Consider the following 21,982-nt stretch of genomic DNA (forward strand, 5'->3'; position numbering starts at 1 on the left):
GCTATCTTTGGCGACTGGTGTGGGCGCTGTTTGATCCAATGGGCCTCTCGGCATCGGTCGGATGGAAGGTGAGCGTTGGACGCATTCGAGGTGCATCGGCGGCTGATCGATGACTACCGCACCTTCACCGAGGGGTTCGTTGACGTTCACGACGATCGGATCCGGGCTCGGGTAGAGGCGGAGAGCGCTCGGGGGGCGCAGTGGCCGGCGCCGTGGTCGTCGTTGAACCCGTCGTTCGAGCCCGGCGGGCGGGTTGATGATCTGGTTCGTGAGGGCCTGTTGCAGCAGGAGTGCGCGCGGATCTTTCGGGTGAAGAAGGCTCCGGATGATGCCGGCACGACGCCGATCACGCTGCACCGGCACCAGAGCGACGCGGTGCGGGTTGCCCGTACCGGAGCGTCGTACGTGCTGACCACGGGAACGGGCTCCGGTAAGTCGCTGGCGTACATGGTGCCGATCGTCGACCGGGTGCTGCGGGAGGGATCCGGACAGGGCGTCCGGGCGATCGTCGTGTACCCGATGAACGCGTTGGCGAACAGCCAGCAGGAGGAGATGCGGAAGTTCCTGGAGTTCGGCTACAGCGGTCAGCCTCCGGTGACGTTCGCCCGGTACACGGGTCAGGAGAGCGAGGAGGAGCGGCGGGCGATCCTGAAGCGTCCGCCGGACATCCTGCTGACGAACTACGTGATGCTGGAGTTGGTGTTGACCCGCCCGGATGAGCGGCGTCCGTTGGTGGAGGCGGCGCAAGGGCTGCGGTTCCTGGTGCTGGACGAGCTGCACACCTACCGGGGCAGGCAGGGCGCGGATGTGGCGATGCTGGTGCGTCGGGTCCGGGACGCGTGCGGCGCCGGGGAGACGTTGCAGTGTGTGGGGACGTCGGCGACGATGGCCAACGCGGGCACCGTGGCGCAGCAGCAGGTCGAGGTTGCCGATGTCGCGACGCGGATTTTCGGCGTGGACGTGATGCCGGAGCACGTCATCACCGAGACCCTGGTGCGCGCGACGACTGCTCGGGACGTAAAGCCGGCACGGTTGGCGGCGGTTGTCGCCGCGCGTGGTGATGCGGAGGCGGACGACCCGGCGCTGCGTGCGGGCTACGCCCAGCTCAGCGCGGATCCGCTGGCGTCGTGGATCGAGGACACGTTTGGGGTCGTGGCGGAGCCTGATAGCGGCCGGCTGGTACGGCAGCAGCCGACGAAGGTCAATGACGCGGCGGTGACGCTGGCCGCGGTGACGGGGCGCTCGGCGGACGAGTGTGCGACGGCGATCCGGGCGACGCTGTTGGCGGGTTCCCGTGCCCGTGACGAGGCGACCGGGCGTCCGTTGTTCGCGTTTCGGCTGCATCAGTTCTTGTCCAAGGGCGGCACGGTCTACAGCACCTTGGAGCCCGTGGCTTCTCGGGCAATCGAGACGACCTTCCAGCTCGTGCTGCCTGGTCAGCCGGAGCGGCGACTGTACCCGCTGGCGTTCTGCCGGGAGTGCGGCCAGGAGTATCTGATCGCCCGTCGGGAAAATCACGCGCAGACGGCGGTGTTCCGGGCGCGTCACGGGCTGCGGATCACCGACAGCGATGACGGTTACCTGTTCGTCTCGGCGGACCGGGAGTGGCCGGCTGACCCGGTTGCCGAGGGCCGCCTGCCAGGCTCATGGTTGTCGGCCGACAGCGCCGGTCACCAGGTGGTGCCGGCCAGACGTCGCGATGTCCCGATCCGCTATCGCGCAGCGCCGGACGGCACCGCCACCGTGATGGGCGCGGCGGGTGAGCCTGTCGACGGTGGCGTGGTCGCGGCGTGGATCCCGGGCACGTTCCGGTTCTGCCTGCGGTGCGGGGTGTCCTACGAGCAGGTCCGCAGCAACGAGTTCAGCAAGCTGGTCACGCTGGATCGCGAGGGCCGCAGCAGCGCCATGACGGTGGTGGCGTCCAGCATTGTGCGGGCGTTGCGGAGCCAGCCGGAGGTGGCGCTGGGCGCGGACGCCCGCAAGCTGTTGACGTTCGTCGACAACCGGCAGGATGCCAGCTTGCAGGCGGGGCACTTCAACGACTTCGCCTTGGTGGTGCAACTGCGCGCGGCGTTGTATCGGGCCACCCTGGACGCGCAGGCGGACGGCGCCGACGGGTTGGATCCCCTCGACATCGGCCAGGCCGTGAGCCGCCGGCTCGGTTTGCAGCTCCGCGACTTCGCGCAGGCGCCGAAGGCGCTAGATCTGCGGGCGGCGGAGCGTGCACTGCGGGGTGTGGTCGAGTTCCGAGTGCTGCGGGACCTGCAACGCGGCTGGCGAGTCACGCTGCCCAACCTCGAACAGTCCGGGCTGATGGTGGTCGACTACCCCTTCTGGTGACGCTGTCCCAGCGCGATGAGGAGTGGAGCGGTACTCACAAGCTGCTGGTCGATGCAGAGCCGGGCCAGCGGTACGAGATCACTCGGGTGCTGTTGGACGAGATGCGGCGTGTCCTGGCGGTCGACGCGGAGGCGCTGACGCCGGAGTTCGTGGACCGGCTACGCCGGCTGAGCCGGGAGCACCTGACCGGGCTGTGGACCGTTCCGGAGACCGAGCCCGATCCGGTGATCGGATTGGCCATCGCGGGTCGTGGTGGTCAGTACCGGCCTCGGCATGCGCTGTACCTGTCCGGGCTGGGCAGTTTCGGGCGGTGGCTGCGGCACCGGGACCGGTTTGGGCGGTCGTTGTCGCCCGCCGAGGCGGACGACGTCATCGGCGTCCTGGTGAAGCTGCTGGAAACGCACGGCGTGCTGGCGAAGATGGTGGAGAAGGGCGAGACGGGCTATCGGGTGAAGTCGTCAGCGATGCTGCTACGGGCTGGCGATGGTACGGCGGGCGCACCGGATCCGGTACGTCGCCGGTTCGAAGCCGATCAGCGCCCACGGGTGGTGCCGTTCTTCCGCGACCTGTACTTGGACGTCGGGTCGCAGCTGGCGGGGCTGCGGGCCGCCGAGCACACCGCTCAGGTGCGCGCGGAGGAGCGGGAGGAGCGCGAGCAGGCGTTCCGGGAGGGGACCCAGCTGCCGCTGCTGTTCTGCTCGCCCACCATGGAGTTGGGGGTGGACATCTCCTCGCTGAACGCGGTGGGGATGCGTAACGTGCCGCCGACCCCGGCGAATTACGCGCAACGCAGCGGACGTGCGGGCCGCTCCGGGCAGCCGGCGTTGGTCGTGACCTATTGCGCCAGCGGTAACAGCCACGACTCGTACTACTTCGAGCGGTCGCAGCTGATGGTGTCCGGCCAGGTGCAGGCGCCCCGGCTCGACCTGGCCAACGAGGACCTGGTTCGGTCGCACATCCACGCCGTGTGGCTGGCGGAGACGGGCGTCCGGTTGGAGCGCTCGATGGCCGACGTGTTGGCGTTGAACCTGCCCGGCCAGCCGGTGCAGCCAGAGCTGGCCGAGAAGTTGCGACGCCCGGAGGCAGCCGCGGCGGCGACCCGGGCGGCGCAGGCGCTGCTTCGGCCGCTGCACCCGGTGCTGGAAGGCTCGGCCTGGTGGACGCCGCAATGGGTGACCGGCGTGGTAGACACGGCCTTCGAGACCTTTGACCTCGCGTGTGGCCGCTGGCGCGACCTGTACACCACCGCCGACGCCGAGCGGCAGGCGGCGGCGGATCTGGCGGCCGACGCAACGGTCGGGCGGCAGAACCGGGAGGACGCCGACCAGCGGTACCGTGAGGCGCGGCAGCGCATCGAGTTGCTGCTCAACCAGTCCGACGACGCCGGGCAGAGCGATTTCTACACTTACCGATACCTGGCATCTGAGGGGTTCCTGCCGGGCTATTCGTTCCCTCGGCTGCCGCTGGCCGCGTACGTGCCGGGCAGTAGGGGGCGGGGTAACACCTGGTTGCAGCGGCCCCGGTTTCTGGCCATTTCCGAGTTCGGCCCGGGGGCGCTGATCTATCACGAGGGCGCCCGATACCAGGTGACCCGGATCAGTCTGCCGCGCAGCAGCGACGAGCAGGCCAGCGGCGAGGTGGTCCGCACCTCGGCGCGGGTGTGTGAGGCGTGCGGGTACCACCACCCTCGGCAGGTCGGTGTCGATGTCTGTGAGAACTGTGGGCAGCGGCTCGACACTACCTGGAAGAACCTGTTGCAGATGCAGACGGTGATCACCAGGCGGCGGGAGCGGATCAGCGCCGACGAGGAGGAGCGCAACCGGATCGGTTTCGAGTTGCGCACCACGTACCGGTTCGTGCCTCGCGGTGGGCGGCGGGGCCGGTTCGTCGCCGAGGTGCTCGCCGCCGACGGGGTGCCGCTGGTCGGGATCGCGTACGGCGACGCCGCCGAGATTCGCGTAACGAACCTTGGTCGCCGCACACGCAAAAATAAGGACACACACGGCTTCTGGCTTGACCTGGTGAAGGGCCGCTGGCTGTCGGAGAAAGAAGGCAAGGAAGGCGCCGCCACCGACGGGGCAGACGAGGATCTTGAGGCCAGGTTCGAGGACGTGAACCGCAAGGACCTGGTCACGCCATATGTGGAGGATCGCCGCAACATCCTGGTCCTGCGCTGGGCCGAGCCAGTCAGCGTCGAGGAGGCGACCACTTTGCAGTACGCCATCGAGCGGGGCATCGAGGCCGTGTTCCAGCTGGAGGACTCCGAACTTTCCAGCGAGTTGCTGCCAGACGGCGACGACCGCGGCCGGGTGCTGCTGGTGGAGGCTGCCGAGGGCGGGGCGGGTGTGCTGCGCCGCTTGCAGTCCGAGCCAGACGCACTGGCGAGGGTCGCCGCCGAGGCGCTACGGATTATCCACATCGATCCGGACACCGGCGAGGAGGATGACACCGCCTGCGTGCGCGGCTGTTACCGATGCCTGCTGTCATACGGCAACCAGCTCGTGCACGAGCTAATCGACCGCCGGCTGGTCGCGCCGACTCTTCAGGAACTAGCCACGGCAACCACCCACTCCGTGAACGACTCGGCACCGCAGGTTGGCCAGGACGAACACCTGGAAGCGTCCGGCCCCGCCGCCACGCTGCTGAGGCTGCTGCGCGAGCACGGCCACCGGCTGCCCAACCGGATCGGCGTTGAGGTCGAGGGCATCCGCATCGACCTGGTCTACGACAATGCCGATGTGCCCACGGTCGTCCTCGTCGACCACGACGGCGGCCACAAGCAGGACACCACACCACTGATCTTCGGAGGCTGGAACGTGATTCAGATCGGCGCCACCGAGGACATGCTTACCGCAGTGGCCGCACACCCCGGCGTCTTCGGCGAGGCGACCCGATGACCGCCGCGACACAGCAGACTCGACCGGTCTTCCCGGTGGGCTCCCTTGTCACCGCCCGAGGACGGGAATGGGTCGTCCTACCCGGCAGCGACACTGACTTCCTGGTACTGCGACCGCTGGCCGGCGGCGATGACGACGTGGCCGGGGTGTTCATCGACGAAGGTGTCACACACGCCACCTTCACCACGCCCAACCCGGACGACCTCGGCGACGACCGCAGCGCCCGCCTGCTACGCGACGCGCTCCGGATCGGGTTTCGGGCCAGCGGTGGCCCGTTCCGCAGCCTCGCTGGCCTGGCCGTTGACCCGCGTCCCTACCAGCTCGTGCCGCTGCTGCTTGCGTTGCGCCAGGAGACCACGCGGCTGTTGATCGCCGACGACGTTGGCATCGGCAAGACCGTCGAAGCCAGCCTGGTCGCCGCCGAACTGCTCGCACAGGGCAGCGCCCAGCGGCTGACCGTGCTGTGCCCGCCGAGCCTCGCCGAACAGTGGCAGACGGAGCTACAGGCGAAGTTCGGTATCCAAGCCGAACCGGTGCTCCCCGGCACCGTCCGCCGCCTGGAACGTGGCCTGGAGTACGGCCAGTCGATCTTCGAACGGTACCCGTTCACGATCGTGTCGACCGACTACATCAAGTCCGACATGCGCCGCGACGACTTCCTGCGGGCCGCACCAGAACTGGTCATCGTCGACGAGGCACACGCATGCGTCAGCGACGAGACCGGCGCCGGCGGCCGAGGCCGCACTCAGCGTCACCGCCTGCTCAAAGACCTCGCCGCCGACACCGAACGGCATCTGATCCTCGTCACCGCGACCCCACACAGCGGAAAAGAGGAAACGTTCCGCAACCTGATCGGTCTGCTCAACACGAGCCTGCGCGACACGAACCTCGCCACCGAAGCCGGCCGCCGACGATTGGCCACCCACCTGGTGCAACGCCGCCGCGCCGACATCCGCGACTACCTGGGCGCCGACACGAAGTTCCCGTCCGACCGGGCCACCGACGAACGGACCTACCAATTGTCCCCGGCCTACCGTGGCCTACTCGACGATGTCCTCGCCTACGTCCAGGGCCAGATCACCGACCGCAGCGGCAGCCGCGTCCAGCAACGCGTCCGGTGGTGGTCGGCGCTGTCGCTGCTACGCTCACTCGCCTCCTCGCCCGCCGCCGCCGCGGCGACCCTCGCCACCCGAGCCGCATCGGCGGGCGCCGCATCGGAGCAGGCCGCCGACACCGCCGGCGCCGCCGGAGTCCTCGACCTCGTTGACGACGACGCCTTGGACACCGCGGACGCGGTGCCAGGAGCGCTGTTCGAGGACGAGTGCGCGATGAGCGGCAGTGACGCGGCAAGGCTGCACGAGCTACGCCGACGCGCCCTGGCGATCGCTCAGGAACCGGACGCCAAACAGCGCACCGCACACGACACCAAACTGGCCCTGGTCACGACCACCGTGCAGCGGCTGCTGAAGGACGGCTTCCACCCGATCGTTTTCTGCCGCTTCATCCCGACCGCGCACTACCTCGCCGACCACCTCGCCGCCGCCTTTCCCAAGGCGGTCGTGGAAGTGGTCACCGGCGAACTACCGCCGGAAGACCGGGCCGCCCGGGTCCGCGACCTCGCCGAACGCGCCGGCACCACCAACAAGATCCTGGTCGCCACCGACTGCCTCTCCGAAGGCGTCAACCTTCAGCACGACTTCCAGGCGGTGGTCCACTACGACCTGGCCTGGAACCCGACCCGACACGAACAGCGCGAAGGCCGCGTCGACCGCTTCGGCCAGCCCCGCGACGTCGTCCGCGCGGTCACCCTCTACGGCTCCGACAACGTCATCGACCGCATCGTCATGGACGTCCTGATCCGCAAGCACGAAGCGATCCGACGCGACCTCGGCATCAGCGTCCCCGTGCCGGCCACCAGCGACCAAGTCCTCACCGCTCTCATGGACGGGGTCATGAAACGGGGCAGCACCTACGTGCAGGAAACCCTCGACATCGGGCTTCCCGAACAGGCTCAGCAACTGGAATTCGACTGGCAGAGCACCGCCGAAGCCGAACGACGCAGCCGCAGCCGCTACGCCCACCACACCATCCGCCCCGACGAGGTACGCCGCGAGGTCGAGGCCATGCGGACCGCGCTCGGCAGCCCCGACGACGTCGCCGGATTCGTCGCCACCGCCCTGCAGGAATGCGGCGGCATCCTGACCAACGAACCGTACGGCTTTACCGTCGAAGCCGTCGGCCTACCCGTCGGGCTCCGCGACGCCATCGGCAACCCGACCAAACCGCTCGCCTTCCACCGAGACCTTCCCGCGCCACGCGGCGCGGCGGTCCTGGCCCGCACCGACGCCACCTCAGCCTCGGTCGCCCGCTACGTCCTCGACGCCGCACTCGACCCAGCCCTGCCCACCGCCGCCCGGCCAGCCCGGCGATGCGGGGTCATCGTCACCAACGCCGTGACCACAGCGACCGTGCTGCTGCTGACCCGAGTCCGCGCCAACCTCACCCTCCCCGGGCGGTACGGCCCCCACGCCCAGGTCGCCGAAGAAGCCCGACCTCTCGCATTCACCGGCACCCCAGCGAACCCGCAGTGGCTGGAAACCGACGCCGTCGAAGCTCTCCTGGCAGCACAACCCGACCGCAACCTCAGCGCGGACATCGCCCGCAACATCATGAAGGGAGTCCTCGGCGCGATGCCCGCCATCACTAGCCACCTCGACCGCTTCGCCCACGAACTCGCCGAGTCACTACGCGACGCCCATGTCCGCGTCCGCACTGCCGCGCGAGGCGACCGCGCAGGCGCACTCGGCATCCGCGGGCTCACCGTCGAACCACAGCTACCTGTCGACGTACTCGGCGTCTACCTCTACCGACCGGCGGCCCAGGCATGAGCGGCCCTGGGCTCCAAGGCATCCACGCCGTCGGCGGCGTCGTACCACCCGGCCTGCTCGCCCGCATCCAAGCCGGCGAACTCAAGGACCCTGCCGGGCTCGCACCAGCCTCCTACCACCTCGTCGGCCGCGAAACCGTCCGCGACGCGGCCAGCCGAGCCTGGTCCTATCTGCGCGGCGCCTGGACCGCCTGGCGCGAGCACACCGCCACCCAACCACCCGGCACGCACGGGATCGCCGCAGCCCGGGAACGGTGGCTGCTGGTCCTGCTCCGCGAACTCGGCTACGGACAGGTCCCAGCACTACCCGCTGGCTACACCATCGACGAGCGGCACTACCCCGTCTCCCACGCCTGGCAACACGTACCGATCCATCTGCTCGGCCCTGGCGTCGACCTCAACCACCGCAACGCTGACGTCCCCGGCGCCGCCCGCGCCCCGCAGGCCATGCTGCAAGAGCTGCTCAACCGTAGCGACGCCCACCTGTGGGGCATCCTGTCCAACGGGCTACGCTTACGGCTTCTCCGCGACTCCACCGCCCTCGCCGGCTCCGCCTACCTCGAATTCGACCTCGAAACGATCTTCGACGGCGAGCTCTACCCCGAGTTCCTCCTCATGTGGCAGCTCTGCCACGTCTCCCGACTGGAACAGCGACCGACCGATGTCGACACGGCGGCGAGCCCCGCAGGCTGTTGGCTGGAGGTCTGGCGCGGCGAAGCCGCCGAAGCCGGAACCCGGATGCTCGACCGACTGCGTGACGGTGTCGCCGATGCCATCGCCGCGCTCGGCACCGGATTCATCCGGCACCCCGCGAACCGGCCCCTCGTCGAGGCGCTTCGCAGCGGCACCCTCAGCACCGCCCAGTACCACCGGGCGCTGCTGCGCCTGGTCTACCGACTGCTGTTCTGCTTCGTCGCCGAAGACCGCGACGCGCTGCTCCACCCGAACGCCACCGCCCAGGCACGGGACCGATACAGCCGCTACTTCTCCACCGCGAGGCTGCGCAAACTGTCCCGCAGCCGCGCCGGCAGCCCACACCCGGACCTCTGGCAAGCACAGACTCTCGTCCTACGCGCCCTCGGCGGCCACGGCCACCCCGGCCTCGGACTACCGCCGCTGGCCGGACTCTTCGACCCCGACCCACACCTACCGACCATCGACCGGCTCCCCGCAGATCCACTGCTCGGCTGCGAGCTGACCAACGAAGACCTGCTCACCGCCGTCCGCAAACTCGCCTGGGTAGCTCTGCCGGGGCAGCGCGTACAGCCCGTCGACTACCGCAACCTCGGCGCCGAAGAACTCGGCAGCGTTTACGAGTCGCTCCTCGAACTCGTACCCCGCGTCGACCTGACCGACCGCACCTTCCAGCTCGTCACCGTCTCCGGCAACGACCGCAAGACCAGCGGCTCCTACTACACCCCACCCAGCCTCGTATCAGCACTCCTCGACACCGCACTCGACCCGCTCCTCGACGAAGCCACCGCCGACGCATCCAGCCCAACCGATGCCGAAACCCGCCTGCTCGCCCTGACCGTCTGCGACCCCGCCTGCGGCTCGGGCCACTTCCTCGTCGCCGCCGCCCGCCGCATCGCCCGCCGCCTGGCGCAAGTCCGCTCCGGCGACGATGAACCCACCCCCGCGCAGATCCAACACGCCCTGCGCGACGTCGTCGGGCACTGCATCTACGGCGTTGACCTCAACGATCTCGCCGCCGAACTGGCCAAAGTGTCGCTCTGGCTGGAGGCCCTGGAACCGGGTAAACCACTGGGCTTCCTCGACGCCCGCATCCGCATTGGCAACTCCCTGCTCGGCGTGACCCCCGCACTGTTGCACGGCCCCGTGCCCGACGAGGCATTCAAAGACCTGGAAGGCGACGACAAGAAGACCGCCGCGGCAGTCCGCAAGCGCAACAAGGCCCAAGCTGTCGGCAAGGACGGATACGCGCAGGACCTCCTCTTCGTCGGCGGCCCAGCGATCTCCAACGCCGACCTCGCCGCACAGCGAACCGCACTGCTCGATCTGCCCGAAGACGTCGATTCGGTCCGCGCCCAAGCAGATCGGTGGGAAAAGCACGAACAGTCCCCCGAATACCGCGCACAGCGCCTTCACGCTGACACCTGGTGCGCCGCGTTCGTCTGGCCGATGCCCGAGCCAGGGACCGGTTCCGTACCGGAGCCACCCACCAACGCGATCATGCGCGCCATCGCCGACAACCCACTGAGCCAGGTGCACGCCCACCTGACCGAGTACGCTGCGCAAATCGCAGCGCAGTACAGATTCTTCCATTGGCACCTCGAATTCCCCGAGATCTTTCACGTCGATCACGCGACGGTCGACGCAACGCTGCGGGGCTGGAACGGCGGCTTCTCATGCGTCCTCGGAAACCCGCCCTGGGAACGGGTCAAGCTCCAGGAGAAGGAGTTCTTCGCCGTCCGCCACCCTGAAATCGCAAACGCCGCCACGGCCGCCGCCAGGAAGAAACTTATCGCAGGTCTCCAAAATTCTGAGAGTGCCGCCGATCGCGCACTGCACGAAGAATGGACGGCAGCTCTGCGTGTGTCTGACGGGACAAGCGCGTTAATTCGTAGATCGGCACGCTTCCCGCTGACCGCCACAGGCGATATCAACACCTACGCAATCTTCGCCGAAGCTGCGCTCTCCATCATGAGCCCGACCGGACGGCTTGGCATAATACTGCCGACCGGCATCGCTACCGATGCAACTACCCAGCGATTCTTCCGCGAATTGATCACAAGACACTCGCTGGTATCCCTCTACGACTTCGAGAATGAGGAAAAGATTTTCGCCGACGTCAATAATCGACCCAGGTTTTGCTTACTATGCTTGACCGGAAAGCAAGCGGGGCGGATCTCGCTGGCGTTTCGACTCCGGCAACCGAGTCAGATTAGCGACCATGCATACGAAATCACACCGGACGAGATTCTACTTCTCAACCCGAACACGGGCACCTGCCCTGCATGCTCATCCCGCCGTGATGCCGAAATCGCCATCGACATCTACCGCCGCATTCCGGTGCTGTGGCTGGAAGGGGAGGTAGACGGCAATCCGTGGGGATTGTCGTTCATGCGTATGCTCGATATGTCTACCGACTCGGGACACTTTGTTGCGGCAGCGAAAGCCGATTCAGATGGCTGGTCGCGTAAGGGCGGCTACTATCGGCGCGGCCATGAAAGTCTCCTGCCATTGTATGAAGCGAAGATGCTGCACCACTATGATCATCGATTCTCTACCTATGAGGGTGCAACGCAGGCGCAAATTAACAAAGGCACGTTACCGAGGCTGGACGACACCGCCCACGCGGATCCGTTGGCCCACACACTGCCGCAACACTGGGTGCCAGAATCTGTAGTTGAAGAGAGGCTGGCGAGCGACCCGAAGCGAGCGCGGCCGGGTTGGTCGCATGACTGGCTGCTCGGATGGCGTGACGTTGCACGTGTCACCGAAGAACGCACCTTCATTACGACGGTAATCCCTCGTGTGGCGGTAGGTCATAAATACCTCTTGGCGCTTCCACGCGAGGGTTCCATTGCATGCTTACATGCAAACCTTAGTACCTTTATCTTTGACTACGTTGCCCGCCAAAAGTTGTCGGGCGCAAGTATGAGTTACTTCATCACCAAGCAACTCCCTGCATTGCCCCCGAGCGCCTACCGACGTGGCGTGCCGTGGTGCGATAGCAACGGGAACCTTGAATCATGGATCAAGGTTCGCGTGTTGGAGTTGAGCTTCAATTCCTACGATATGCGAGGGTATGCGCGCGAACTAGACGATGAGGGTCAACCTTTTGTGTGGGCGAGTGGTCGGCGGGAACTTTTGCGGGCCGAGTTGGACGCGGCGTATTTCCACCTCTACGGGGTTGGTCGTAGCGATGTCGACTACGTCATGGACAGTTTCAACCTCGTTCGCAAGGATGACGAGAGAATCTACGGTGATTACCGCACCAAACGGATGATCCTGGAGATCTACGACGCCATGCAGCACGCGATCAACACGGGTAAGCCGTACACCACCATCGTGGATCCACCGCCCGGCCATGGTGCGCGTCACCCGGCACGAGATGAGGCACTTGCATGAGTGACAGCCAGGTGATCCTCCCGACGCGTAATGACGGGCTGGTCCGGCAGGTCGGTCGGGAACTCATTGAGCAGGGCTTTCAGCACGGTCGCTCACTGTTCACACCCGAGCGGTCGGTATGGAACCCGGACACAGCGGGCGAACTGCACCGTCGCTACAACGAGCAGCCGGACCTTGGCGTGGACCCATTCCTGGTCAAGCTGCGTCGTCAGCTTGGCTCTGCCTCTGATGATGCGATCCAGCTTGCGGCGGAGTTGTTGACGCTGCAAGGGCTTCCGCTGGTCAACCTGACGACCGCAACGCTCCATGCTCGTGTCACCGCAGTGTTGGGCTGGATGCGCGAGCCGGTCACCGTTCCCGACCATGTCCTCGCCGCCTTCACTCAGGGAACGTGGAACGGCGGGATCGGCGCGCACACGATGCTGTGGAAGTGGCTGGCCGACGCGGTCGAGCTTGTCTGCGGCTGGTGGTCGCTCCCGCAGGACCAGCGGGAGCGTGCGTTCGCCGATCCGTGGGCGTGGCAGGACGCCGTCTACCAGTACAAGCTCATGCCGTCGCTGCGTGAAGAGCTGCTGTACCTAAGATTCCCGTCGTACTTCCTGCCGATCCTTAACATGGCCCACAAGAAGGCGATCCGCGACGCGTTCGCCGATCCGACTACGCCGTCGACCGGTGACCTTAACCGGGATCTCTTTGCCACAACAGTCAGGATTCAAGGTCAGCTCGGGCAGCCAGTCGACTTCTACCAGCAGCCATTCGTGGCGCAGTGGCGTAAGCAGGCCGAGAGACCACCGGGCGAGCGTCGGGCCTGGCTCGTCCGACCCCGGCAAGGTGGACATGATCTGGTGGAGCGCTGGAGCGCGGAGTCGTTCGTCTCCCTTGCCGCCTCTCATCTGGGCGAGGTGTCGCCTGGCGCGTCCAGGGCTGAGGTCCGGGCCGCGGTCGAGGCGGGCTACCAGCATCTGGACTATGCCCAGCGGGTAAGCCTGGCCAACGAGTACCACGCGTTCCTGTCTCAGATGGACAGTGATGACGTCGTCGTGACCCTGGTCGACGACCAGCTGTATGTCGGTGTTCTCGACGGCGATCCGGAATACAGTCCGACCGATGGCGGCGCGCGCTTGCGCCGGGCCGCTGGATGGCTGGCGAGCGCCCCGATCGCGGTGGACGCGTTGCCGGCGCCGTTGCCGGCCGAGCTGGATCAGCAGGGCACGGTGGTTGACCTGACCGGCGCGTTGGACGTGTTGGCCGGGCTCGTCGAGGTTGATGCGGAGACCCTGGAGGCGCCAAGCCCGCCGGACCGGATGCAGCCGACCGTCCGCGTTGTCCCGAAGCTGCCGGCGGTGACGGATGCCCTGGCCACGCGGCTGTACATCGACCGGGCATGGTTGCATGACCTTCTGGGGTTGTGGCAGGAACGTTCACAAATCGTCCTCTACGGGCCGCCGGGCACCGGCAAGACCTACCTCGCGCGGGCGCTCGCCGCGCATGTGGCCGAGCGGGACGCGGTCCGTCTGGTGCAATTTCACCCCTCGTATGCCTACGAGGACTTTTTTGAGGGATTCCGCCCCATCGAAGGCGCCGACGGCGGACCGGTGAGCTTCGCCAAGACACCCGGTCCGCTGCGCGAGATCGCCGCCGAGGCCAGGAACAATCCGGAGAAGCCGTACGTCCTGATCGTCGACGAGATCAACCGGGCGAACCTGGCCAAGGTCTTCGGCGAGCTGTACTTCCTGCTGGAGTACCGCGAGGCGACCATTCGCCTGCAATACTCCCCGTCCGAGGCGTTCAACCTGCCGCCCAACGTGTTCATCATCGGCACGATGAACACAGCCGACCGTTCGATCGCGTTGGTGGACGCCGCGATCCGGCGCCGGTTCGCGTTCATCGAGCTGCATCCCGACGATCCGCCCGTGCGTGACGTGCTGGGCAACTGGTTGACGGCGAACGGCAAGGACGGCGATGAACGGGCCGTGCTGCTGGCGGCGCTCAACGAGTCGATCGGTGAGGAGGACCACGACTTCAAGATCGGCCCGTCGTACCTGATGAAACCGAACCTCGACAGCGAGGCCGCGCTCGACCGGGTGTGGCGGTACGACCTGATGCCGCTGCTGGAGGAGCACTACTACGGCCGGCTCACACGGACCCAGATCCGCAATCGGTTCGGGCTCGCGGCCATCCGCGCCCGGATTATCCCAGCGAATAGCGGCGCCTCACCGAGTACCGCCGACGAAGCGCCGCCGTCGGAATGAGCTGGCTGCCGGTCAACCTCGCCGAGCTCGACAAGACCGGCGTTCGTCGGCAGCTCGACGACGATACCGCGAGCGCGTTGAGCAGCACCGGGCTCGTCGAGGTGCGTCCCGAGGGCGGTGGTTGGTGGCACCTGCTACCGGCCGGGAAGGTCGGCGCGGTCCGGATCGGCGGACTCGACGTCCAGGTGCAGCCGAAGGTGGGGATCGCCCGACTGCTGTTCCTGCTCGGCTACGCCCTGGATCCGGGGTTCAGGCCGGAAGACGTCACCGCGATACCCGAACCGGACCTGTGGCCGGCGTTGGCCGAGTCGTTGATCCGGCAGGCCGGACGCGCGCTCGCTCCCGGAGTTCTACAGGGGTACGTGTCGGTCGATGAGTCACTGCCATTGGTTCGCGGCCGGATCCGGTTCGCCGACCAGTTCGCCCGCCGTCCCGGCATACCGCTGCCGATCGAGGTCCGCTTCGACGAGTACGCCGCGGATATCGCCGAGAACCAGATCCTTCGTACTGCCTTGCGGCGCATGATGGCGGTTCCTCGGTTGCCAGCCGGCGCGCGGGCTCGCCTCGCCCACCTTGACGGCCGGCTCGACGGCGTACGGGTGCTACCACATGGAGCGCCCCTGCCGGCCTGGCGCACGAGTCGGCTGAACGCCCGGTACGCCCCGGCGCTCAGGTTGGCCCAGCTGGTCCTCCGCTACCAGTCCGCAGAGCCTGGGCCTGGCGACGTTACCGTGGCCGCGTTCGTCGTGAACATGGCCAAGGTCTTCGAGGACTTCGTCACCACCGCTCTGCGCGTGGCGCTGGCCCCGTATCCTGGGCACACCGATGGCCAGTACCCGGCTCACCTCGACGTTGACCGGACCATCCCCATCCGGCCCGATGTGGTCCACGTCGTCAACGGCCAGCCGGTCGCGGTCTTCGACGCGAAGTACAAGCTTGAAGGCGCCAGCTCGGGTTTCCCGAACGCTGACGCGTACCAGATGCTCGCGTACTGCACGGCGCTGAAGCTGCGCCTCGGGTGGCTCATCTACGCTCAGGGCACGTCGGCGCCTGGCCGCCGCAGGATCCGCAACACCGAAATTGACGTCGTGCACTACCCGCTCGACTTGGCCGCGCCGCCGCGCCAAATTCTCGTAGAAATCGACGTCCTGGCGCACAAGGCCATGCAGAAGCACGCGGTGACGGAGGACCGTTGAGTGGGTCACGGCTCAGGCTCCGAACGCTCCGCCGTCCGGTCCTGCAGGCGGCAACGGTTCGGGGTGATGGCGAGCGGGTGTGGTTGGCCGGTCATGGCGGCCAGTGCGGTGGCGACGGCTTGTAGGTCGGCTTTGATGTAGGTGGTGGTGGCTGGGCCGGTGGAGTCGGTGTGTCCGGCGTAGGCGCGGGCGATGCCGTAGCCGTAGTGGCGTTCGACCCAGGTCAGGGTGGTGTGGCGTAGCCAGTGGGTGGAGATGGCCTGGGCGGCCACCCACGGCAGTTGTGCGCCGATGCGTTTCCATAGGTGGTCGTAGCGGCGGCTGGTGATTGGCCGACCGTTGCGGTAGCGCAACAGGCGGTCGGTGGGCAGGACCGCCCCACGGGCGCGGGCGTGTTCGTTGAGGTGGGTGGCCAGGTCGAGGGTTATGGGTTGCCAGCGCAGGGTGGCGCCCTTCTCGGTCAGTCGCACCAGCCCGCGGCTGGTGTCCAGGTCGGTCAGTCGTAGCCCGAGTGCGCCGCCACGGCGGCAGGCGGTCTCGGTGTGCAGACGCAGTACCAGAGAGTCGAGGATGAGGTCGTTGCCGCTGGTCCGAGCAGCGAGGTTGATCTCTTCGAGTTCGTCGGGGGTCAGGGCGCGGCGGGTGCTCGGTAGTCGGCGGGGCTTGAGCACCCGGTGGGCGGGGCTGGCGGTGGCGTCGATGAGTCTGTCGGCGATAGCCCGGTTGTAGATGGCGCGTGCGGCGGCGATGACGTGCTCGCCTGCGTGACGGCCGTTGCGGCTGTTGCGCCGTGACCGGGCGGTCGCGGCGATCTCTCGCTGCATGGCCTCGATGTCGCTGGCGGCGACAGCGTCCAACGGACGGTCGCCCCAGGCAGCGGCCATCCGCCGCCAGTAGGTGCCATACGTGCGGTGGGCGCCCGGCCCGGCTGCGGCGATGACCTGGGGCAGGTACTCGGCCAGTGTCGGCAGACCCGGACCAGGCTCGGCCTGCAGATCGGCGAGGGTGACGCCCAAATGTGCCAGCATCTGCCGGGCAGCAGCGACACGGGCGGGATCAGCAGACACGACGACCACCGATCGCCTGGGCGTGGAGGTCGGTCAGCAGCCGTGTGACGGTACTGGCCGGATGAATTACCAGCAGGTCGTGGACGACCAGAGCGGCGAGCAGCAGCGGCTGCCCCGGCAGGATCGCGCTCATTTGCCGGACGTTCGCTGGTAACGGCAGTTCTCCTCGGCTGCCCACCACGTGTTGTCCGGCTGGCGCTGACGCGACCACGAGCATTCCGCCTTGTGGGTGGATGTCGATGCGGTGGCCCGCCGGCCAGCACAACGCCCCCAGCAGGCCGCGCTCGGTCACTCGACCGGATCGGTCCGGACGCGCCATACCGATCAACACCTCGTTCGATGAGGCGGTCGCTGGCGGATGTGGTGCGGGCAGCGCCGGCATCGGCGCCGGACCGGGGCGCTGTCTGTCGGGAAGCGGGGCCGGAATGAGCACGCCGATGAGTCGCTCGCGGTCGCGGCGGCGGGTTGGTGTCATGACCGGCCCAACCGCGAAAGCGTCACTACGCGTCGACGGTGATGCGTAGCCCACCGACGCCCGCGATCATGGTTTACCGCAAGTATGCGGGGCAGACACCAACACGGAATCGAATCCGGTTCATGTCTGGTGAAGCTCCACCAGAACTGGTGTCCGAGGGGGGATCGGCCACACGCACCCTGCACACCTGCCGGAAACAGGTGTTCATGCATCGGACGATAGAGTCCCGACGCCCAACGGTCAATCAGAGGCCTCCTGTGCCTTCCGCTCCGCGTAGCGGCGCGGAAGGCACAGGGGTTCAGATCAGTGGCCAGCCGACCCGCGTACAACCGCGATAAGCTGTATGCACGCTCGAGGAACCGGACATCACCTACGCGATCGGGTCGACGCTCCCTGTTGCTGCATAGCACCTGGGACAATTCTTGTCCGACCGGACATTCGCGCACGTGGCGCACCAGGGGCAGATGAAGACACGGCTGCGGGTCATGCACCGCGCAACGAGCAGGTCGGTGCCATACCACTGGTCGATGCAGTCCCCGTCGGGAGTCTTTGGCGATTCACCGGCGGTATCGAGGACCGGGTAACTGCGCGTGCAGGTTCGACAGCGACGGCTTTCCCAAGCCGCGCCGCAGCTCGTACAGGAGACGTGGAAACAGTTTTCCGCACGCGGACGCAACGCCCGTTCGGGCTGCTCGGGACGGGCGTTGCAGCGCGGGCAACGGGTCAGTTCCACGGTCCGCTCGACGGCCTGTTCGATGCCGTCCCACAGGTTCTCCAATTCGCTCTCGTTACTGCCGAGGCGGCGGAACCGGGCGGTTCCCCGCTGGATCGCCATCAGGTGCATCCGGGCGCTGACCAATTCGTGCGGTCCGGGCACTCGGGTCACGGCGATGCCGTCGGCTGCGGCAGCCAGCCAAGGGATGTCCGACACGACGTCGCCGGCCGTCGTCGCGCCGCACGGCACCGCGTACGGGTAGCCGGCGAAGCGCGGTTGCTCCACCAGCCACCGGACCGCACGGGCGAGGCGGACGACGCTGTCGACCTCCAGCGGCGACACCGGTATCGGCCACAACATGGCACCCGAATGATCCGGCGCCGGAGTCGCCGGCGACTCGTACACGCGCAGCCGGACTTGAACCGGCAGTTCCTGCCGCTCCTCGCGACTGCCGGGGTAGAGGACCACGGTGGGCACGTTCGGCACCACCGTGGTCAACCGCTTCATTTCCGCCGCTACGGCGTCCCCGGTGCGGGAGGCGGTCAGGGCGTGTGGCAGCGCGACGACCCGCAGGACCGGGGCACCGTCGCGTTCGATGAGGAAGACGCCGCCGCGATCTACCCGTAGGCTCATCGCCGTCGCACGGAGCTGGTACCGCATCGGGCCGGTGGCCGCTGCAGGCTCAACGGGTGTCGCCCCCAACTCGTCGAACGCGCGGACGGCCAGTACCCAGGCGTAGCGCACGAAACCCTCGCACCAACGCCGGGTGTGTCGTGCCGCCTCGTCGGCGGACTCGCTGTCGGCGCGGGTGGCGACCAGCCGCCGCCACAGCTCCGCGACATGCCGGTAACGTTCCTCCCCGCCGAACAGGTTGGTGGAACGCAGTGTGGTGCCGAGCGCCGCCTGCCGGTTGACGCCGCGCCAGAGCGGCGAACCGCGCAGCGCCGAGACGGCGCTGCTGAGCTGCTCCAGCTCCGCCAGTCGCAGTTGGGCTTGGGTCTTCCAGTCGGCCTGGTCGACCAGTGCGGCGACGAGTTCCCACAGGCGGAGGCTGGTCTGCCAGGGGCGTCCGCTGATGTCGTCGATGTACCGCTGGATGTCGCTGAACATGCTGCCGAGGCTGCGGATCTGCGCCATCCGGAGGCTGAGGTACCGGGAGAGCTCGGCCACGAGGCGGGCGACGACCCGGTTCTCGTACAGGTCGAGGTCGGTTTCCCGCTCGGGACTGAGCACCCGGTCCGGGCGTACCCCGTCGGGCCGTCGTGCCGCCCAGTCCTCACTGTGTGCGGCGAGCCGGACGATCGAGCGCGTGGTGACGGTCCGCGCCCGGGCCACGGGCACCTGGCGGTCGACCGACCGGAGGCGGGCGGCCGGTCGGAAGCAGACCGCTCGCAGGTACGGCAGGTGTTCGTCGATGGCCGCCTCCAGGGACTGCCGGCTCAGCATCCGCTGGGCGTACCCGCCGTCCACCATCGGCGAGACCTCGACCAGTGCGCCGAGCGGCGCGCCGCGTCGGACGAGCCCGGCGACCCGCTCCCCGATGGCGAGCACCGCTGCCACGGTGACCGCGTCGGGCAGGGCCGCCCGCCGGCGTGACGGCGAACCGATGTCGAAGTCGACCGAGAAGACATCGGGCGCCGCGGTGTGCCGGGCGTATCGCCCGAGGGTGGCGGCCGAGGGTGGTGGGTACGCCGGGACGACCCGCCCGGTCAGCCGGTCGTAGAGCCGCTCGGTCCGCGTCATCACTGGTGGCCGAGGTCGCGGACGAGGTCGTCCAGAGCCGCCAGGGACCGGCGCGGCTGGCCGTCGCACGCCTCGTCCCCCAGCTTCGGCCAGCTCGCGGCGAGCTCGTCGCGCAGCCGTCGGAGTTGGTCGACCCGGATTTCGTACCGCCCCCGGAGCTTCCGCAGGATCTTCGTGGCGACCAGGTGGTCCGTCGCCTCGGTGAGCGACCCACCCGCAGCCAGGACCACCGGCACGTACCGGTCGACGTGCTGGTAGAGCCGGCTGCCCCAGGAGACGCGGAAGTCGGTCGCCATCCGCTCGGCCAGCACGGTGGCGAGGAACTGCCGCGTCCGGTCGGCGGAGGCTCGACGGGCGGCCGCCGCCGCGTCGAACGCCTGCGACAGCGCCGCGAAACTCAACCGCGGCAACGGGTCCTGCGGATCGACGTCGAACGGCTGCGGGCTCGCCGGCAGCTCGACGACGTGGGCCCGGTCGTACGTCTTGTCCGCGAACGAGACGGTGGTCTCGTCGTGGTTGGCCGTCCCGACGAAGAACACCGAGCGCGGCACCGGCAGCAGCCGGCCCTCCCGCAACAGGCGGGGAGCCGGGGTCACCCCTGCGCTCATCAGCACCAGGTCCGGCGTGGCGTCCCGGCTGGCCCTGCGTTCCAGCGCGGAGAGCACGTCGTTGAAGTACTGCTCCGGGTGGGACAGGTTCATCTCGTCGAGCACGATGAAGAACGGCTGGGCGGCGAACTGCGGGCACTGCGCCTGGTAGAGCGCCTTGGTGAACTCCGACTCGTAGAAGCGGCGCTCAAACGCGTTGTAGTAGCCCATCAGGTCCTGCGGGGTACGCCAGTCGGCGCCCACCGAGACGACCGCCGAGGTGGCCCCGATCGCCTCGGCGAAACGCTGCGGCAGCTGCGTCTTGCCGATGCCGCTGATGCCCTGCAACAGGTGGAGCTGCGAGGTGGCGAGGCCGCCGAGGAACGACCGCAGGTCGGCCTCCTCGTAGAAGAGGCCGTGCTGCTGGCGGATCAACGCCCGCACCCGCCGCACCAGATCGGGCAGCGCCGGGACGGCGTCGCCGAGGTCGGCGGGTGCCACCGGGTATCGGCTGTCCATGTCCGTGCACGTGGGCAGCGGGGAGGCGCCCTCCCGACGCTCCACCAGCTCGTGCCAGTCGCGCTTCTGGTCCTCCACAATGTCGCGGTAGGCCCGGTTCTCCGCCTCCAGCGCCTCCTTGACGACGGCGAGGCGCTCCAGTGACGTCGCGGTGATCTCGTGTGCGGAGAGCTGGCGTTGGAGCCGTTCGTTCTCCGCGGCGTACGTGGCGCAGCGCTCTCGCAGCCGCCGCGCCTCCTCCTCGACGGCGGCGAGCCGCAGATCGGTCTCGGCCGGGGCGGCAGTCAGGCGCAGCCGACGCAGCTCCTCGCTCTCCGCTCGCAGTCGGTCCAGCTCCTCCCGCACCTCCTGCGGGTCGCGGTCCTCCAACGCCCGCCGCAACCGCTCGTACTCGGCGAGCCGTTCGCTCTGCCGGTCGGCGTCGGAGCGGGCGGCGCCGTAGAGCCGGCGCAGATGGTCGGACTGCAACCGCACCTCCTCGGTGGCCGCAGCGACGGAGAGCGTCGTCCGCTCCTCGTACATCTCCTTGGCGTCCTGCAGGTCCTCCTCCCGGATTCGCAGCTCGTTGTCCCAGCGGCGCAGGCGGTGCCGTTCCTCGGCGAGGGTCGCCCGGTCAGTGTCAAGGGAGTCGCGTTCGGCGGCCAGCTCCTCGCGGATCCGCACCCGCTGGCGGGCCAGTTCCTCGTCGAACTCGTGGCGGGTGGCCTCGAACCGGTCCCGCGCCGCGCTCAGTTCGGCGCGGGCCGACGCGACGATCTCCTCCTTCTCGCGGTCCTGCCTCGCGGCGAACGCCATCTCGCGGTCGAGCAGGTCCCGGTCGCGCGCGTCGATCGCGGAGGCCCGGGCAGCGAGTTCTTCCCGCGCGCTGGCCAGGCGGGCCTCCTCCGCATCGAGGTCGCCGCGCCCCACGGCGAGCGCCGCGGCGCCGCGCTCGATCTCCGCCGCCCGCGCGTCCAGCTCCCGGGTACGCCGCTCGATCCCGGCCAGGGCGTCCTGGTACGCCTGCCGTACCCGGGTGGCCTGCTGCCACAGGTCCACCAGGTCGCCGGGGCCGGGCGTCGCCGCGACCGGCTGCGGGGCGGGCAGGCTGTCGGCGCCCAGCTCGGCCTCGGCCGTCGCCGCCCCCGCCGTGATCGTCTCCGACAGCGGCGGCTGCGGGTGGGCCGTGGGCGCCGGCCGGGGCGCCGGCGGCCGCTTCATTGCCCTCTT

At 68.3% G+C, this 21,982-nt stretch carries 10 protein-coding genes; 6 read left to right on the forward strand and 4 right to left on the reverse strand.

Features of this window, described 5'->3' with window-relative positions; translation table 11 throughout:
• The first annotated feature begins 75 nt into the window (after window positions 1-75).
• From CIK06_RS31395 to CIK06_RS18725, 6 genes are read left to right on the forward strand one after another with little or no spacing between them, the layout of a single operon-like run.
• A complete protein-coding gene (locus CIK06_RS31395; RefSeq protein WP_232533719.1) occupies window positions 76-2,340 on the forward strand; it encodes a DEAD/DEAH box helicase in 2,265 nt (754 codons plus the stop codon).
• Window positions 2,337-5,237, forward strand: coding sequence for a DUF1998 domain-containing protein (locus CIK06_RS31400; RefSeq protein ID WP_232533720.1), 2,901 nt, complete (start codon window positions 2,337-2,339; stop codon window positions 5,235-5,237). The genes CIK06_RS31395 and CIK06_RS31400 overlap by 4 nt, the downstream gene beginning before the upstream one ends.
• On the forward strand, window positions 5,234-8,125 hold the full coding sequence (locus tag CIK06_RS18710) for a helicase-related protein (protein ID WP_095565915.1): 2,892 nt from the start codon (window positions 5,234-5,236) through the stop codon (window positions 8,123-8,125). Before CIK06_RS31400 ends, CIK06_RS18710 begins: the two co-directional genes overlap by 4 nt.
• Window positions 8,122-12,219, forward strand: coding sequence for a DNA methyltransferase (locus CIK06_RS18715; RefSeq protein ID WP_095565916.1), 4,098 nt, complete (start codon window positions 8,122-8,124; stop codon window positions 12,217-12,219). The genes CIK06_RS18710 and CIK06_RS18715 overlap by 4 nt, the downstream gene beginning before the upstream one ends.
• Complete coding sequence (locus CIK06_RS18720) at window positions 12,216-14,471, forward strand: McrB family protein (protein ID WP_095565917.1); 2,256 nt, start codon at window positions 12,216-12,218, stop codon at window positions 14,469-14,471. Before CIK06_RS18715 ends, CIK06_RS18720 begins: the two co-directional genes overlap by 4 nt.
• Window positions 14,468-15,667 carry an McrC family protein gene (locus CIK06_RS18725; protein ID WP_095565918.1) on the forward strand — a complete coding sequence of 400 codons (1,200 nt, stop codon included), beginning with the start codon at window positions 14,468-14,470 and terminating at the stop codon, window positions 15,665-15,667. Before CIK06_RS18720 ends, CIK06_RS18725 begins: the two co-directional genes overlap by 4 nt.
• A 5-nt stretch (window positions 15,668-15,672) precedes the next feature.
• Here CIK06_RS18725 and CIK06_RS18730 read toward each other — a convergent pair whose 3' ends face one another.
• From CIK06_RS18730 to CIK06_RS18740, 4 genes are all read right to left on the reverse strand, one after another.
• The gene (locus CIK06_RS18730) at window positions 15,673-16,734 is read right to left on the reverse strand and encodes a site-specific integrase (RefSeq protein ID WP_232533721.1); all 1,062 of its coding nucleotides are present in this window, start codon (window positions 16,732-16,734) and stop codon (window positions 15,673-15,675) included.
• Entirely contained in the window at window positions 16,724-16,867 is a 144-nt protein-coding gene (locus CIK06_RS29560) for a hypothetical protein (RefSeq protein ID WP_157756853.1), read from the reverse strand. Before CIK06_RS29560 ends, CIK06_RS18730 begins: the two co-directional genes overlap by 11 nt.
• 712 nt (window positions 16,868-17,579) lie before the next feature.
• A complete protein-coding gene (locus tag CIK06_RS18735) occupies window positions 17,580-19,667 on the reverse strand; it encodes a hypothetical protein (protein WP_095565920.1) in 2,088 nt (695 codons plus the stop codon).
• On the reverse strand, window positions 19,667-21,973 hold the full coding sequence (locus CIK06_RS18740; RefSeq protein WP_095565921.1) for an AAA family ATPase: 2,307 nt from the start codon (window positions 21,971-21,973) through the stop codon (window positions 19,667-19,669). Before CIK06_RS18740 ends, CIK06_RS18735 begins: the two co-directional genes overlap by 1 nt.
• Between the last annotated feature and the right edge of the window lie 9 nt (window positions 21,974-21,982).

The sequence above is a fragment of the Plantactinospora sp. KBS50 genome (assembly GCF_002285795.1).
Taxonomy (GTDB): domain Bacteria; phylum Actinomycetota; class Actinomycetes; order Mycobacteriales; family Micromonosporaceae; genus KBS50.